Origin of the sequence: Haladaptatus caseinilyticus, assembly GCF_026248685.1 — an archaeon.
GTDB classification, from domain to species: Archaea; Halobacteriota; Halobacteria; order Halobacteriales; family Haladaptataceae; genus Haladaptatus; species Haladaptatus caseinilyticus.
Genome location: NZ_CP111042.1, coordinates 339,374 through 351,947 on the forward strand (window position 1 = coordinate 339,374; position 12,574 = coordinate 351,947).

Consider the following 12,574-nt stretch of genomic DNA (forward strand, 5'->3'; position numbering starts at 1 on the left):
TGGCTATCTACAATATCCTATTTATAATGAACTAGGGCCCTAGATCGAGTTCTTTTGATTTCGCGTACCGGACGCGATTGAAGAACTTCGATCGGCCTGCCACCAGTGGTCGGTCTGACACTGCAACCGGATTCGCGATTGGTTGTAGGCTCTGTCGGAGCGTCGTGCTGACTGGCATTTGGTTCGCGCGCTGCGTCTAGCTGTGCGTGAACCACACTTTGTGCGTTCACTCACTAGTAGCGCAGCGCGTGGGCTGTCTCGTTTTGAAACCATCAGCAGTCGCCGAAACCCACGCAAATGCCAGCAACACATCGAATTCGATTAGAGCCTGCCCAGCAGCAGCTCTCACAGAATAGGATACCGACCATTCGAACTCTCGTCCCGCACTTGACAGCGCAAAAGGAGCTTTTCTGATAATGCGCACGCCATACCACCTTACTCTCGAATCGCGGGTCTCTAACGGAGCAGACAACTATCATTTCCAGACAGCAGACGGGGTTTGTTCGAAGCAGTCGTTTCGCACAGCTGAACTCCAATTACTGGAATCGCTCTGGAACACCGATCTCGGCGACCTCCTCTGTCCAGAAGCAAACTACGGTGTCGTGGGGACCGTCCTCTCTGATATCGCCAACTCTGTTCACATGACAGAGGCAAGTGCACGTGCTGTTCAACTCTGCGAAGCCAATATTCGGGAAAACAATGCCGATGCCACTGTCTCACTTCTTGCGGATCTTACTAGGTTGGAACGCCGATTCGATACAGTCGCGTATGCTCCAAAGCCGTATACCGCACTACCAATGGGACAACAACGAATTACCGATGCGCTTTCGATTCTCCGCCCGGGCGGATCTCTCTACCTCATTGCAGCAAAGCACACTGGCCTCTCGCGATATGAATCCTGCCTTCGAAATCTTAGTGCGGATGTCGAACATGTAGTGACGGTCGATGAGTATCGACTGCTCAAAGCACAGTGTCCACAAACAGTTGACCCTTCCACTGACATCTCTCGGCGCAGAATCCATGCGACAGTCAACGGGTATGACCTCTCGCTAGTCACACTTCCCGGGATGTTCTCTGCTTCTGGATTAGATACCGGTACTCGCCTCCTTATGAACTCAACCACGGTTAAAGACGGTGAACGTGTCTTAGATCTCTGTTGTGGCTACGGAGCACTTGGAGTGTACGCTGCTCAGTTTGCTGACTGTGAAGTTTGGCTGAGCGATGATAATAAAGTCGCTACGAACTGTGCAGAAGATAGTCTTCGAGCATCAGGTCTCAATGGGACTGTTGTTACTGCGAACTGTGTTGATGGGGTTGCTGGGTGGACATTCGACCGGATTCTCTGTAATCCACCAACCCATGCAGGGGAGGGTGTACTCGATGAACTATTTAGCGGTGCACATAGTGTGCTTGCTTCAGATGGAACACTTAGCATAGTGCACCATCGAAGTCTCGATCTTCACACGAATCTCACTCATTACAACAGTGTTGAAAGACACTGTATTGGAGAAGAACATGTTGTTCTCGATGTGAAACCCTAGTAGGAACTCGGAGCATATTTCACCTTATTTCGTTGCATTGTTCCGCGAATATGAACACCACCGGGAACTCTCGAAATTGGCTACTACCACCTAAAATCATAACCAGTAGTAGACTTCCCTCGGATATCCTCGTGTCAATTACTGCGAATTTCGTGATACACGTATAGCGTGCTAACTGTCGTTGACTTCGAGGATTGAATTCGGCTGCTCCGAACAATTCTGGGGAAAGTAGTCTGTGTTCTGGGATTTCGACCCGTTTTAAGATGCGTGATTGGTTCTATAACCGAAGTAGAACGTGCGACGGCAGCGAGGTCGATTTCTTGAATTCGTCCGATTTAGCGGATTCACTTCCTGTGGGCAGTATAAGCGGCAGTGGAATTGAGCGGGTTATCGTCCTCGAGAAAGTGTAGAATTTCTGCTCTCTTGCGACGAGCTTGCGCTGACGTTAGTATTCTATACTAACACTGAGTAACTCCATCTTCACCTACTCTTTTGGGTCTGTCTATTCGATGCAAAATTAGAGTACCTGTGAGTAGCTCATCCTCACTCAAACGCCACTCATAGCCCGAAACGACCTGAATCCAATGAGGCCACCACTCCTTTCCATCGACTAGAACACAGTCTTTCACTCGATTTCCACGGTATCAAGCGTAGTCAGATACTCGGGAAGCCGCCGTGCAGCTGGCGTTGTCGTCAGTGCAACCATCCCCAACTCCTTTCGATAGGTAATGAGGTTGCTTGCGTCGAGCCGGGGAAGATGCTTATGAACGAGGACGGTTTGTGCTCGCCGGAATTCCCGACCGGACACTTCGGGAGGGACTCGACCCTCTTCGTCTCCCATGACCACGAGTGTGAGAGACGTTAGTGCACATGCATCGTCAGCATCGACTACTCCCGAGAGAATGGTCCGCCGCTGCGGATGTCCAAGCGCACCAAAAAGCCGATTTTGGACTGACTTCGAATCCTCGCGTGCATGCACAAGCAGATTCGTCAGCCGTGGGTCTGGACGATACTGTATTTGAGACGTTTCATCTTCGTGGTCAAGAACACCAACATCAAGGAGCTTTGGCAAGAGCAGATGACGTAACTGAATGCTCACATCCTCCCGGTTGTACGGCAATTCCGAAACGAGTACTTCGACTACTGTCGACTGTTCAAGCGTTGATTCACTTGATCGGTCAAATGCTCGCAAGACAGCTCGTACTCGTGGATCTGCAAGGAGTGTACATAGTGATTCGACAGGGAAGGACGTTACTGGACAAGTGCCAGTCGGTGGTTTCGTTGGTGGTGCACCGTCGTCTGGGCCGTTGGAGTGGCGATGGGTATCTGACATGCATTCCTCCAGTCTCCGTGTGACAAGGACAGCCGTGCAACCGCGTGGAGCTGTGCACGCGGACATGCGTCACGTTTTAACCGGATCACATGTTGTCCGTTCCCTCTGTAGGAATTGAACGCAGTGGTGTGTCCCGTACCATAACAGAGGTGTAGAATCAGTATATAACCTATGGGTACTATTTGAGAGCTGTTTTAGCAAGCAATTCCTCGCTCGTGAAAGATACCGAATCGCTTGATTTCGTTGGTTTTAGCCCGAACCGTACAGGAATACGATAACGAAAGTACCCAAAGGAGCTATGTATAGAGGGATAGTGAGAGCGATAGAGTACTCGAGGTGAATGCTCGACTACTACACGACCCGTATTGGTATTCAACCTCTTGTCCTCTGGAGAACCTAATGTCACACGCGCCTGATTCACCATCCGTTTCCACGCCACCCTCACAGTCGTCTGCGAATCCACCGCTCAGTCTCACAATCACAGAGGCAATCATCGCTCACACAGATACACCACGCGAGGAATTGCCTCCTCTGTATACTGTAATCGACCCTGATTCCCTCGAAAACCTGTTTGCAAACACGATGAATGGAGCATCGCGAACCACCGGCAACGTGGTGTTTCAGTACGCCGGGTGCACTGTGACGGTCCGTGCGGATCGCACAGTAGTGGTTGAATCGTCACCCGACAATTAAGACACCGTCCCATTCGTTCGGTGTCGTGCCTAACTCAGTCAGACATCTCGTTTCAGGATACGGCCAGTCGATATTTCCGATTAGCACTCGTCACCAGCCACCACATGTCTCGCGTGTATCGACTCATACTACCCGCTGAGGAGGTCAATCTCGTGTACCCTCAGCTCCAAGAGTCGGACGCGTTTCTCGAATTTGCCACCCTTGGGACTCCCAATACCGGCTTACTCCCGCAATTCTGGGCGTATGGTACTGATCGCGACCAACTTGCCGAGCAGCTCAGCACGACTCCAGCACTCCGATCGATCTCCAAACAGGTCGCGTGTACCGATCGCGTGCGCTATGACGTGAAGTGGAACAATAGTGCAGGGGCAATCGTTGATCTTGAATGTCTCAGAACCCTCCTTCGTGACCTCGAAGCCACCGTTCTGTTTGGCCGGATCACCCCTGCTGAATGGGTTATTGTCTGCCAGTTTCCAACCCAGGAAGCTGTGATCCACTGCTACAATAAGTGTGAGTATCCCGACTCTCAACTCTCCCAATATACTAATCTTGATCTCAAAGAGCATTATCCTGAGAACCAGTAGTGAGAAACCCTGGTTTAATTCATTTCAACGACTATTTTCCAACTCATGACATTTTTGAATATGAGTATTCACTGTCTCAGAACCTCGTGAGAGCTTTATCGTTCGTGCTCTGCAGCGAATGCCACAACTGCCCCAAGACGATGCCCATCACGATAGCGAACGGTTTCACTTCGCGAATCGAATTCAATTACCCCGTGATCAGCGAGTTTGGGAAGATGCCGATGGACGAGTCCTACTCGGGCCCGCTCTGGTGCATTCACGACACTGGTCTCGGCATGCACGCATTCCACTAGCTCGTCGACCGAAGCAACATCCTGGCCGGACTCGCGCAAATAATAGATTACCTGCCGTCGCATCGGGTTCGCAAGAAGTTCAAATGCCGTTCCGAGTGCAAGGGTCGGTGCATGATAGTTATCGGAGTTAGGCATTCTTTTGTTCGTCTCATTGACGCTTCGGTAAGTGTTTTGTCTTTCAATGCTCCTCGTTTTCCCTACTAGATGTTCTAATAGCGACCCACTTCAAGATTGTCTAATGTTATCATGGAGCAATGAGTTTGAGAAAATGGATCGCTTGTTGCTGACGTAATGAGCAGATTAGGTTTCGTCCACCTTGGAAGTCCCTTCGTCGCCATCTCGTACGTGGATATAAATTCCTTCATCGCCCCAAATTGTCACATCATAGTCTTCAACCGTAAATGCAACCGTGATCGTCGCGTTCGCATCTGCTTGAAATAATGAGTTGAGTGCATCGGGGTCAATGTGGTCATAGAGGGTGAACTCGGCGTCAATGAGTGGTGTTTCGTGCGTTTCTTCCAGCGCACTCAAAACAGCCTGACTCAGTGAGCGGTCTTCATGTGGATAATACAGCTCTGTTTCGTCTGTTTCTCCCATGGTCTCTTCCTCGCACCTCCCTTGAGGTTGATGGGTATAACTCCTCTGGCCCTTCGTTTGAAATTACTCGAAGACGAGTACTGTTTGCTCAAGAGCCCCGGATTAGAGTCACAATCAATCGAGTGGGTCGCTCCGTTTGGAATCATCAATGCTGGTATTGAGAGTTGTGCATGAATATGCAGGCAGAATTACTTTACATTCACTCATCTCAATTGAGAGCAAACTCGTTCAGCACCACCGATAAGTGAGATGGATGTTGGCGTGCAGTTCGAAATTCACGAGAAAGTTCGTATAATGACGTTTCGACGTATTCCTGATGGTGGATCACGAAACAGCGACTCAGAAAGCTCACTCAGCGTTGTAGTCGTCAATGCAATTGCCGAACACGATGGACGGGCAATCCAAGAGAGCGAGCCGCTATTCGAATACATCAATCCTGATGCCCTTGATGCCTTGTTCGCTCCCACATGGAGAGGAACTCCACGACAAGGGTCGGTGAGCTTTCGATACGACTCCTACTGGGTGACAGTCAACAGTGACCGAAACGTCACTGTCAAACCGCTCGATGAGCTCGAAGAGTGAAAATATTCTACTGCTGTTTGCACTAGCCGAGTGGGTCGGTGGCGGAGGGAGAAAGTGAGACAGCGGTGAACAGACAGCGCCTTAAAGCAGTCATCAGTTCACAGAGCCCTCTCACGTGCTAGAAACATAGGTTACATGCTCACTCCGATGCTCAGGTCGTGCCTGCCGATCGTCGACGTTATCTATCGCTCAGAAACGGTGATCGTCCGGTCGGGATGGATGGTTACCCACTTGTCTGCGTACTCAAAGCTTACTTCTGGCGAGCCATGCTGATACAGATCCTCGAGTGCATCAGGGTCGATAGCTTCATAGAGCAGTGTCGAGGGTTTCGTGCCGTTAGCTTCGGTCACAGCCGTGAGAACAGCAGCAGTGATCGACTCGGTGTCTGTTGGTGACGCGTGGAGGGATGGCTCTGGGTGTGAAGGTGACGTGTTTGGCATATCCTCTGTGAGTGGATGCCAGGAATATAATTTTTAGGTGGCTCGTGTTACCGTGGACCATGATCTGCATGGATGATTTGCCATCTCAGTATGCCTGTGGTAAGCCACTATCTGTCGCTCTGGGTCATTTTGTTAGGGGAGAATCAGATGTACCAAAATCACAAACCGTCGGAATCTGGCTGATTCCCATACTCAGCGGGTTCAGACACCGTGATCCACCCATCACTGGCCACCTCAACGTGATACTGATTATATCGGAAGGAAACACTCCCCTCGCTATCACGAGTATGCCCGGCGACCTTCGGCCCGAAGAAGCCGTCTTCGATCGCAGCAATATCCACGCACTCGTATAACGGGGGATCCTTGAGATCCACTGGCGCAACATCTGCGGCATCCGCAATCGCGAAGATGATTTCGGTGGTGAGATCGCGGTGACTCTCCCGTTCGTAGCGAGCCTGTGTTACAAACGTCATGTCGGGATCATCGGGTTCGTTTCCGTCCTGTGCAAGTTTGGTGCCATCATCAGTGTGGTCATTACTTGAGGTCACCTGTCGTCCTCCGTGTGAACGTGTCCTATCGTACTGTCGAGCCCGAGGCAGTGATACCTCTTTGGGCAGCCATGGGTTACCGAGAGTCCTCGTGGTCGTACTCGCTGCGAGCATGCGTTTCTTGCCGATTGTCGAGACTGCCACCGGCACCCTCCAACGCCGTTAACACCTGGATCGCATGTGGACCGGGGGTAATCGTCTCAGTCTCGTCATCATACTCGATCACGTCCAGATCGACGAGTTTCGGAACGTGGGAGTGATAGAGTGACGTATATATCTCGTGGCGCGTGAGCGTCGCGATGTTCGCCTCTACGGTGTCGGTCTCCCATGCTGCAAGTTTGGTCGCAAGGTCATCAAGCGACCATTCAGTCTCTTCGGCGAGAGTGTAGACGAGATAGCGTCGTCGTGGATGTGCAATCGCCTCGAAGACGGGTTGTAACTCGAGGATGGTCTCCGAAACATCGATGTCGAGATCGCGCTCGGCGACGCTCTCTTCGTCGGTCCGGCCAGGGTCTCTCTCCCATTCGTCGGGAGGTAACTCGTCTCCCGCCATAGCCGGCCTAGAGGCGTGAAACCTATTAAAAACTCGGTGTAGAGTGTATTTCTCGACCATATTGGACAGATACGTACTTCGTCGCCGTATCATACTATCTATGGGTACTGGTATGTTCCAAACGCGACCATTTGGAGTCACCTAGTAATGACCAGCGGTGCTGTCCTTCTGTCGGTAGCAGAAGTACCCATGTCTGCTTAGTGCACCAACCAGCAGTGAATGTTCAATATAGAATGTTCGTCGACTGAGGGTGGTTAGACTGATGTCGAGGTGGTGTTCCAGAGCCCGTAGCCGCGTTGTTTGGCCTGCTGCTGTTTGCGCATGAACTTTTGGCGTTTGCTAAACTGGCCGTCTAGAATACGAGCATAGCCGATACGGACCAAATCAGTATTGAACATGAAATTCCCGATGTAGACGTACGCTTGCATGCGACCGTTATCTGTTGCATTCACCTGTGGATCAGAGACAACTGTCACGACTTGGTGATCCATTTGGGACTTCGTATAGCGGACTGCCTTCTTGTGGATTGGACTGCTCTCAGGGACGCTCACACCGATCAAATCGATGGTCCGATTCTTCCCATCGTATTTGATCGTGAGCGTCGTCGGATCGATGACTTTGGTCACACGCGCTTGGAAGCGCTCGCTATCCTCTGGTGTATCAATATTCGCGGTCGTTGGTTGCCGTAGAAACGTCGTCTGCGTTCGTGGCTGTGTCTGGGTTTCCGTGATTGTCGTGGTCGCTGTTGTTGGATCAGCTGGTGCTGTGGTCGAGCTAACGATTGAGGTCGTCTGTGTTTCTATTCCCGTCGTCGTTGTTGCGGCGTCGCTACTACCACCGAATCCAAGCCCACCGAGACAGCCTGCGAGAACGATAATCAGGACAAGTCCGAAAAGAGGGAGAGATCGCTGCATACTGGAGATGATTGCTCTGTTTAGTTCAACATTGGGGGTGCCGAATGATGACCGACGGCGAACGGAAACAGATCAAGTTGCCTTGCCCGAATACTCGTTGCCGAGCGAATAACCGCTCCTCGTGACCACTGGACAGCCGGCCGGCAGAAACCAGACGGGGTGCCCACCCAGCTGCAACACAGCAGTTTTCATCTGCTTTTCCACCGGCTAGACAGTCAGTTGGTGTTCTTCTAACCGTCCTCCTGGTAACACACCGGATTTCCTTTGCTTTGAATCGGATAGACAGTCAACCCTGCTCCTGACAATCCCGCTAGTGAGACACCAGAGTTCCGCTGTAAACAGCACCCGCTCGACAGTCCTCCCGTCACTAAACCTAACACTCTCCTGCTGGTACGCAGAGGACAGTCCACCGGCCTCTAACCGGCTCATTTCTCCTGTGCTGTTCATCCTGGACAGTCCCTACAGCGGGACACCGCCGATGTCCGGGCTGTGCTGGTCGCCAAATCTGACAGTCCATCTGAAGTGATCGGCGGACACGGTGATCTGTCGTTGGTGGATAGTCCTCTGTGCTAATCTTCTCCCGTTGGCGTGGGTCGCTTCATTGAAACTGCGGTGTCCCGCAGGAGACGGCACCCCACTGATGTGCTTAGGGTGGCACCCAAGTGATACAGGCACACCGGCACCTCAGTCGGTGCGTGCTCTTGTTAGCACCCGGATCTGCGTGAAGACTGTGGGCACCCAATCAGTATCCACTGGCACCCCTCTAACGTCGCTCATCGGATTTTGTCGTCCTGTCCAGGTATGGTGGACTGTCAAACCTCGTCGCTCTTACTGACTGTCCTGTGCTGTCTCATAGCCTTGGTGTCTCGTACGTCATCACTCAGTGTTGAGGGTGGATCGCTCCTCGAGGTTCTCTCGCTCTGGTGGCTGTCGTCCTCTCGCAACGCTGCACGTCCTTCCCGTCGGTACTGCCGGCTAGCTTCTCGTCGTCCTGGTCATTCCGTGTTTTCAGCCACCTTTCTCGCTCCCCCTTCACTGTCTGTAGCTGTCTCGCTCTCATTGACTATCCACTGTTCTCTGGGTAGCTGTCTCTGCACCTTCGGTACGCTAGATCGGTCACTATTTCGGCCTTCTATTTGCACTTCCGGACTGTCCCATCTCGCGTTATTCTGTGTTCTGTGGCTACTGTTTTTGCATGATGGGACTGTCCCCCTAGTCTTGCACTGGCCTCTCTCGTTGTCTCGCCTTGGTGGACTGTCTTCCAGCCCTCACACCAGTTGTGCAGAAATCTCGCTTTCGGGGGGACTGTCCCCCACACCATGTTTCATTTGTTCTCCGCTTCCATTTCGGGCGGGCACTTTCATCTATATCTCAGAAATTTGACTGTCGCCATATTCGTGGAATTAGTGACTGTCGGCCCTGTTGCTTCGCCCCATTGTGTCACAGTCTTTAATACAGTCATGGGTGCCCTCTCTATCAGTCTCACGCAGTGGGGGTGCCCTCCTCGCTATGCTCATCTGGGGTGCCCATGTCTCGTCGCTGAGTTCATTCTCAGTCTCTCTTCAGTTGTGGGTTTCGTTGGTCGCTCTTCGTTTGTTTTCTAGTGTGTTTTTGCAGGGATATTGCCATGGTTTTCGTTCTCTTTTTTCTTACACGTTGTTTCTCTCGGTGGTTGTTCTGTCTGCTGTTGTTTGGGGTGTGTTTCAGCTATATGTGTCGGGGTGTTCTGAAAAGGCCTTATTACAGGCATAGAAACTAAGGCCTTGGAGTGAATAAAGCCTATAGAAACACAGTATGGAAAGTGATATTTCTAGCCAAGAACAGGCATCCTTTGAGGCCATTGATGACCAGATGAGTGAGGATCGTGCCGCACTCCTAGCCGCCGTGGCACGGGCCACAGAAGATGATGGTGACGGCATCCCCACCGGCCAGTTACGGGAAGCAGTCGGCATCCCATCGGGCAGCATGCCCTATCATATGGGTGCACTCACGGAGTGGGAGCTGATCGAAGTTGTCGGAAATGAGAAAGAGGGTGGTGGGTCGCCATCGAAGGTATTTGCCTTGACTGAACGTGGGGAGAAATTCCTCAACCAATCCACTATCAGACAATTTCTCTCTGTCGAAGACGTGCATCATCTTGAGGAGCGCGTTGCGGAGTTAGAGACGGAACTGGAATCGATTCGAGATGAGCAACGGCGGATGCGTGAAGCCTATAATCAGATGGCCGATCTCGTTGAAGATCTCCGTGATACCTCTCGTAACGCATAGGGTCGCGGCTCAGTTGAACCAAATTTTGACTCGCGCTAGATCCGCTGAACGAGAGGAATAGATAGCCCGCTTGGGAATCAAACCAACAGGGATTTTGTTAGTCATCCGTGGAGACAAACCCAGTCGTATTCTGATCCGGTCGTGGTAGGAACGCAATCCCACGCGCAAGTACGTAGAGTATCGCAGTTAGAATCCCTGCTCGGGTTGAAGCGAGAACGATGGTTTCGATAGCTGAATTCAATGTGCTGTCTGCCTGGAGCATCGTCGAAAGTCCAGCGACTGTAAACCACAGAATCACCGGGATCGAGAGGGTAACTGCCTCACGAACAAATTCGGCAGTGCCAGGGGAAAGCTGCGTTTCTGTGTTAGGGAGAGTGCGAGCAAGAGAGATGCTTCGGACCAAAACGTATAGAATCGCGATCGCTGTCCCGGCAAGCACAAATCCACTTCTAATAAAATCGCCAGTCGATTCGAGAATCCCTACCTCACTAATTGTGTTCATCACCGCGCCAACGGTGTACGTGACAAACAGAATTACACCAATACCGAGACTTTCTTTCAATAACGTTCGAGCGCTAATTGGATACATAGATGTATAATTCTCTTCAAGGGATAAGTATATTTGCTAAACTAACTCGAGAACATTAGAATCGCGGAAGTACTGAACCATCACTCCTATCTAGCGCTGATTCTTTAGCTGTATCACTACCCTGTGAATCAGATGGTTGAGTTGAGGCCGATGTCTCGTCTTCGCCTGCTTTCGTGTCTCTGGGCAGAATATCCGTGAGAGGTGTCTGGTTTCCATCCACGTAGAGTTGAAGATCCATCGGCGTTGTTGTCTCTAGTGGGACCACAATCACGTCCCACTCTACATCACACAAGTCACCATTCATCTCGTATTCCGGAATGATCGGTGGTTTCACGTTTCGATCACCACCTGTCGGGTAGTCATTCGCGTCGGTGAAGATATCCGCCGCGGAATCAAACCGGGCGTGAACCGTCCCATCCCCGTCTCGAAGGACGTACTTCCCTGTTTGTTCATCGTGAATCCACACGTTCTCACGGCCTCCAGGCCGGGTAATCGTCTTGCCCTCGATACTGAGTGTATTCGTTCCCGTGTAGAAGCGTCGTTCGCCCTCGACGCCGTGATTGCTCCGACAACAGAACGGCTCGTGTGCGACCGTATTGTATACCTGTTCAGCCACATCTTCCCGAGCAAAGAAGAGGCATCGATGCCCATCATTGTGTGCCTGGGCGAGATTCTTCACCGTCTGCGATGGCTGCGTACTACCGGTCGTGTGCTCGCTTTCGATTTATGCGGTTTAGCCCCGACAGGTTGGTAGACTCAAGAGCGAATAAAAATGCAGAAAATTCGGATGTAGTTGACGTAGACATAACACGCCAGTGAAATCCACGGCGAATTTGTTTCCTCCTGGATTACAGCGGAGAAACAGCCACTACGCTGGCGATACGGGTTTCGTGCTTCCCCGTGGGCGGCGACCCGCCTGATTCTACTCCTGTTTATGGATTTCATGAGTAGTGATTCTCGGATCAATTAGCTGCTCACAGCTCAACGGCGCTCATCGACGCAATAATATTGGCTTCGGTAGGAGCAGCGAGATACGGTTCAATCGCGTCATAGCTTGACCAGCCACCGAGCGCCATCACAATCCGCGGTGACACGTTCTCTTCAACAAGTAGGTGGTTCGCCCAACAGCGGCGCAAATCGTGGGTAGACACCCGCCGATAATCGTCGTTGCCCGTTTCATCGGCAGCACGGTCGGCAGCATTCTCAACCCAATACTGAACGGTACGTTTCGACCGTCCAATCAGGGGGTCACCGTCCCGAAGACCGGTCTCCCGAACGTACCGATTGATCGTCGCCTCAACCTCGACCGGCAACCATGTCTCACGTTGCTTCCCACCGTCGTAGCTCCCGGTCGTATCCTTGCCGTTCGTCACCTCTAGTTCGTAGTGGCGTCCATCGTCCATCCGCGAAATGTCCGAGGGGGTAACGCCGAGAACTTCGGTCACGCGAAGGCCGCCGTCGCCCATCAAACGAATGGCGATCTCGTGTTCGAACGAATCAGCGGCGCGCGGGATTGCGCGGTACTCCTCTCGACTGAGCCAGACATTGTAGGTGCCGTCTTTGTTCCGTTCCGTCCTCATTGCGTGTTAGTCATGAGTTTCGTGCAATATAGAGGTTGGGGACGGCGCTATCGAAATAG

The 12,574-nt window shown here is 51.8% G+C and carries 14 protein-coding genes; 5 read left to right on the forward strand and 9 right to left on the reverse strand.

Annotated elements, in window-relative coordinates; all coding sequences use genetic code 11:
• The first annotated feature begins 416 nt into the window (after positions 1-416).
• Positions 417-1,541 (forward strand): methyltransferase, encoded by a 1,125-nt coding sequence (locus OOF89_RS24300; protein ID WP_266083113.1) that lies wholly within the window; start codon positions 417-419, stop codon positions 1,539-1,541.
• Between the two features lie 625 nt (positions 1,542-2,166).
• Here the strand turns inward: OOF89_RS24300 and OOF89_RS24305 are convergent.
• On the reverse strand, positions 2,167-2,640 hold the full coding sequence (locus tag OOF89_RS24305) for a DUF7344 domain-containing protein (RefSeq protein ID WP_266083115.1): 474 nt from the start codon (positions 2,638-2,640) through the stop codon (positions 2,167-2,169).
• Positions 2,641-3,273: 633 nt separating this feature from the next.
• On the opposite strand from OOF89_RS24305, the gene OOF89_RS24720 reads away from it, so the two are divergent.
• Positions 3,274-3,567 carry a HalOD1 output domain-containing protein gene (locus OOF89_RS24720; protein WP_407661689.1) on the forward strand — a complete coding sequence of 98 codons (294 nt, stop codon included), beginning with the start codon at positions 3,274-3,276 and terminating at the stop codon, positions 3,565-3,567.
• 152 nt (positions 3,568-3,719) lie between these two features.
• Positions 3,720-4,151, forward strand: a complete 432-nt coding sequence (locus tag OOF89_RS24310) for a hypothetical protein (RefSeq protein ID WP_266083116.1) — start codon at positions 3,720-3,722, stop codon at positions 4,149-4,151.
• 95 nt (positions 4,152-4,246) lie between these two features.
• Here the strand turns inward: OOF89_RS24310 and OOF89_RS24315 are convergent, their stop codons facing one another.
• Together OOF89_RS24315 and OOF89_RS24320 are read right to left on the reverse strand one after the other, a co-directional pair.
• The gene (locus OOF89_RS24315) at positions 4,247-4,579 is read right to left on the reverse strand and encodes a DUF7344 domain-containing protein (protein WP_266083118.1); all 333 of its coding nucleotides are present in this window, start codon (positions 4,577-4,579) and stop codon (positions 4,247-4,249) included.
• 165 nt (positions 4,580-4,744) lie between these two features.
• Entirely contained in the window at positions 4,745-5,041 is a 297-nt protein-coding gene (locus OOF89_RS24320) for a HalOD1 output domain-containing protein (protein WP_266083120.1), read from the reverse strand.
• Between the two features lie 294 nt (positions 5,042-5,335).
• Here OOF89_RS24320 and OOF89_RS24325 point away from each other — a divergent pair, with 294 nt between their 5' ends.
• The gene (locus tag OOF89_RS24325) at positions 5,336-5,623 is read left to right on the forward strand and encodes a HalOD1 output domain-containing protein (protein ID WP_266083122.1); all 288 of its coding nucleotides are present in this window, start codon (positions 5,336-5,338) and stop codon (positions 5,621-5,623) included.
• 182 nt (positions 5,624-5,805) lie between these two features.
• Here the strand turns inward: OOF89_RS24325 and OOF89_RS24330 are convergent, their stop codons facing one another.
• The 4 genes from OOF89_RS24330 to OOF89_RS24345 all read right to left on the reverse strand — a co-directional run bounded on the left by OOF89_RS24330 (position 5,806) and on the right by OOF89_RS24345 (position 8,078).
• Positions 5,806-6,063: a HalOD1 output domain-containing protein gene (locus tag OOF89_RS24330; protein WP_266083124.1), complete on the reverse strand. Its 258-nt coding sequence runs from the start codon at positions 6,061-6,063 to the stop codon at positions 5,806-5,808.
• Positions 6,064-6,221: 158 nt separating this feature from the next.
• On the reverse strand, positions 6,222-6,611 hold the full coding sequence (locus OOF89_RS24335; RefSeq protein ID WP_266083126.1) for a HalOD1 output domain-containing protein: 390 nt from the start codon (positions 6,609-6,611) through the stop codon (positions 6,222-6,224).
• Positions 6,612-6,687: 76 nt separating this feature from the next.
• On the reverse strand, positions 6,688-7,164 hold the full coding sequence (locus tag OOF89_RS24340) for a DUF7344 domain-containing protein (RefSeq protein ID WP_266083128.1): 477 nt from the start codon (positions 7,162-7,164) through the stop codon (positions 6,688-6,690).
• A 254-nt stretch (positions 7,165-7,418) separates the two neighbouring features.
• A complete protein-coding gene (locus OOF89_RS24345) occupies positions 7,419-8,078 on the reverse strand; it encodes a thermonuclease family protein (RefSeq protein ID WP_266083130.1) in 660 nt (219 codons plus the stop codon).
• Between the two features lie 1,851 nt (positions 8,079-9,929).
• On the opposite strand from OOF89_RS24345, the gene OOF89_RS24350 reads away from it, so the two are divergent.
• Positions 9,930-10,346: a hypothetical protein gene (locus OOF89_RS24350; protein WP_266083132.1), complete on the forward strand. Its 417-nt coding sequence runs from the start codon at positions 9,930-9,932 to the stop codon at positions 10,344-10,346.
• A 644-nt stretch (positions 10,347-10,990) separates the two neighbouring features.
• Here the strand turns inward: OOF89_RS24350 and OOF89_RS24355 are convergent.
• Together OOF89_RS24355 and OOF89_RS24360 are read right to left on the reverse strand one after the other, a co-directional pair.
• Entirely contained in the window at positions 10,991-11,551 is a 561-nt protein-coding gene (locus tag OOF89_RS24355; RefSeq protein ID WP_266083134.1) for a hypothetical protein, read from the reverse strand.
• A 358-nt stretch (positions 11,552-11,909) separates the two neighbouring features.
• Positions 11,910-12,515, reverse strand: a complete 606-nt coding sequence (locus OOF89_RS24360; protein ID WP_266083136.1) for a tyrosine-type recombinase/integrase — start codon at positions 12,513-12,515, stop codon at positions 11,910-11,912.
• Between the last annotated feature and the right edge of the window lie 59 nt (positions 12,516-12,574).

Coding starts and splice junctions, on each gene's coding strand:
- OOF89_RS24300 (WP_266083113.1), top strand. CDS start 417: ATGCGCACGCCATACCACCTTACTCTCGAATCGCGGGTCTCTAACGGA.
- OOF89_RS24720 (WP_407661689.1), top strand. CDS start 3,274: ATGTCACACGCGCCTGATTCACCATCCGTTTCCACGCCACCCTCACAG.
- OOF89_RS24315 (WP_266083118.1), bottom strand. CDS start 4,579: ATGCCTAACTCCGATAACTATCATGCACCGACCCTTGCACTCGGAACG.
- OOF89_RS24320 (WP_266083120.1), bottom strand. CDS start 5,041: ATGGGAGAAACAGACGAAACAGAGCTGTATTATCCACATGAAGACCGC.
- OOF89_RS24325 (WP_266083122.1), top strand. CDS start 5,336: ATGACGTTTCGACGTATTCCTGATGGTGGATCACGAAACAGCGACTCA.
- OOF89_RS24330 (WP_266083124.1), bottom strand. CDS start 6,063: ATGCCAAACACGTCACCTTCACACCCAGAGCCATCCCTCCACGCGTCA.
- OOF89_RS24340 (WP_266083128.1), bottom strand. CDS start 7,164: ATGGCGGGAGACGAGTTACCTCCCGACGAATGGGAGAGAGACCCTGGC.
- OOF89_RS24345 (WP_266083130.1), bottom strand. CDS start 8,078: ATGCAGCGATCTCTCCCTCTTTTCGGACTTGTCCTGATTATCGTTCTC.
- OOF89_RS24350 (WP_266083132.1), top strand. CDS start 9,930: ATGAGTGAGGATCGTGCCGCACTCCTAGCCGCCGTGGCACGGGCCACA.
- OOF89_RS24360 (WP_266083136.1), bottom strand. CDS start 12,515: ATGAGGACGGAACGGAACAAAGACGGCACCTACAATGTCTGGCTCAGT.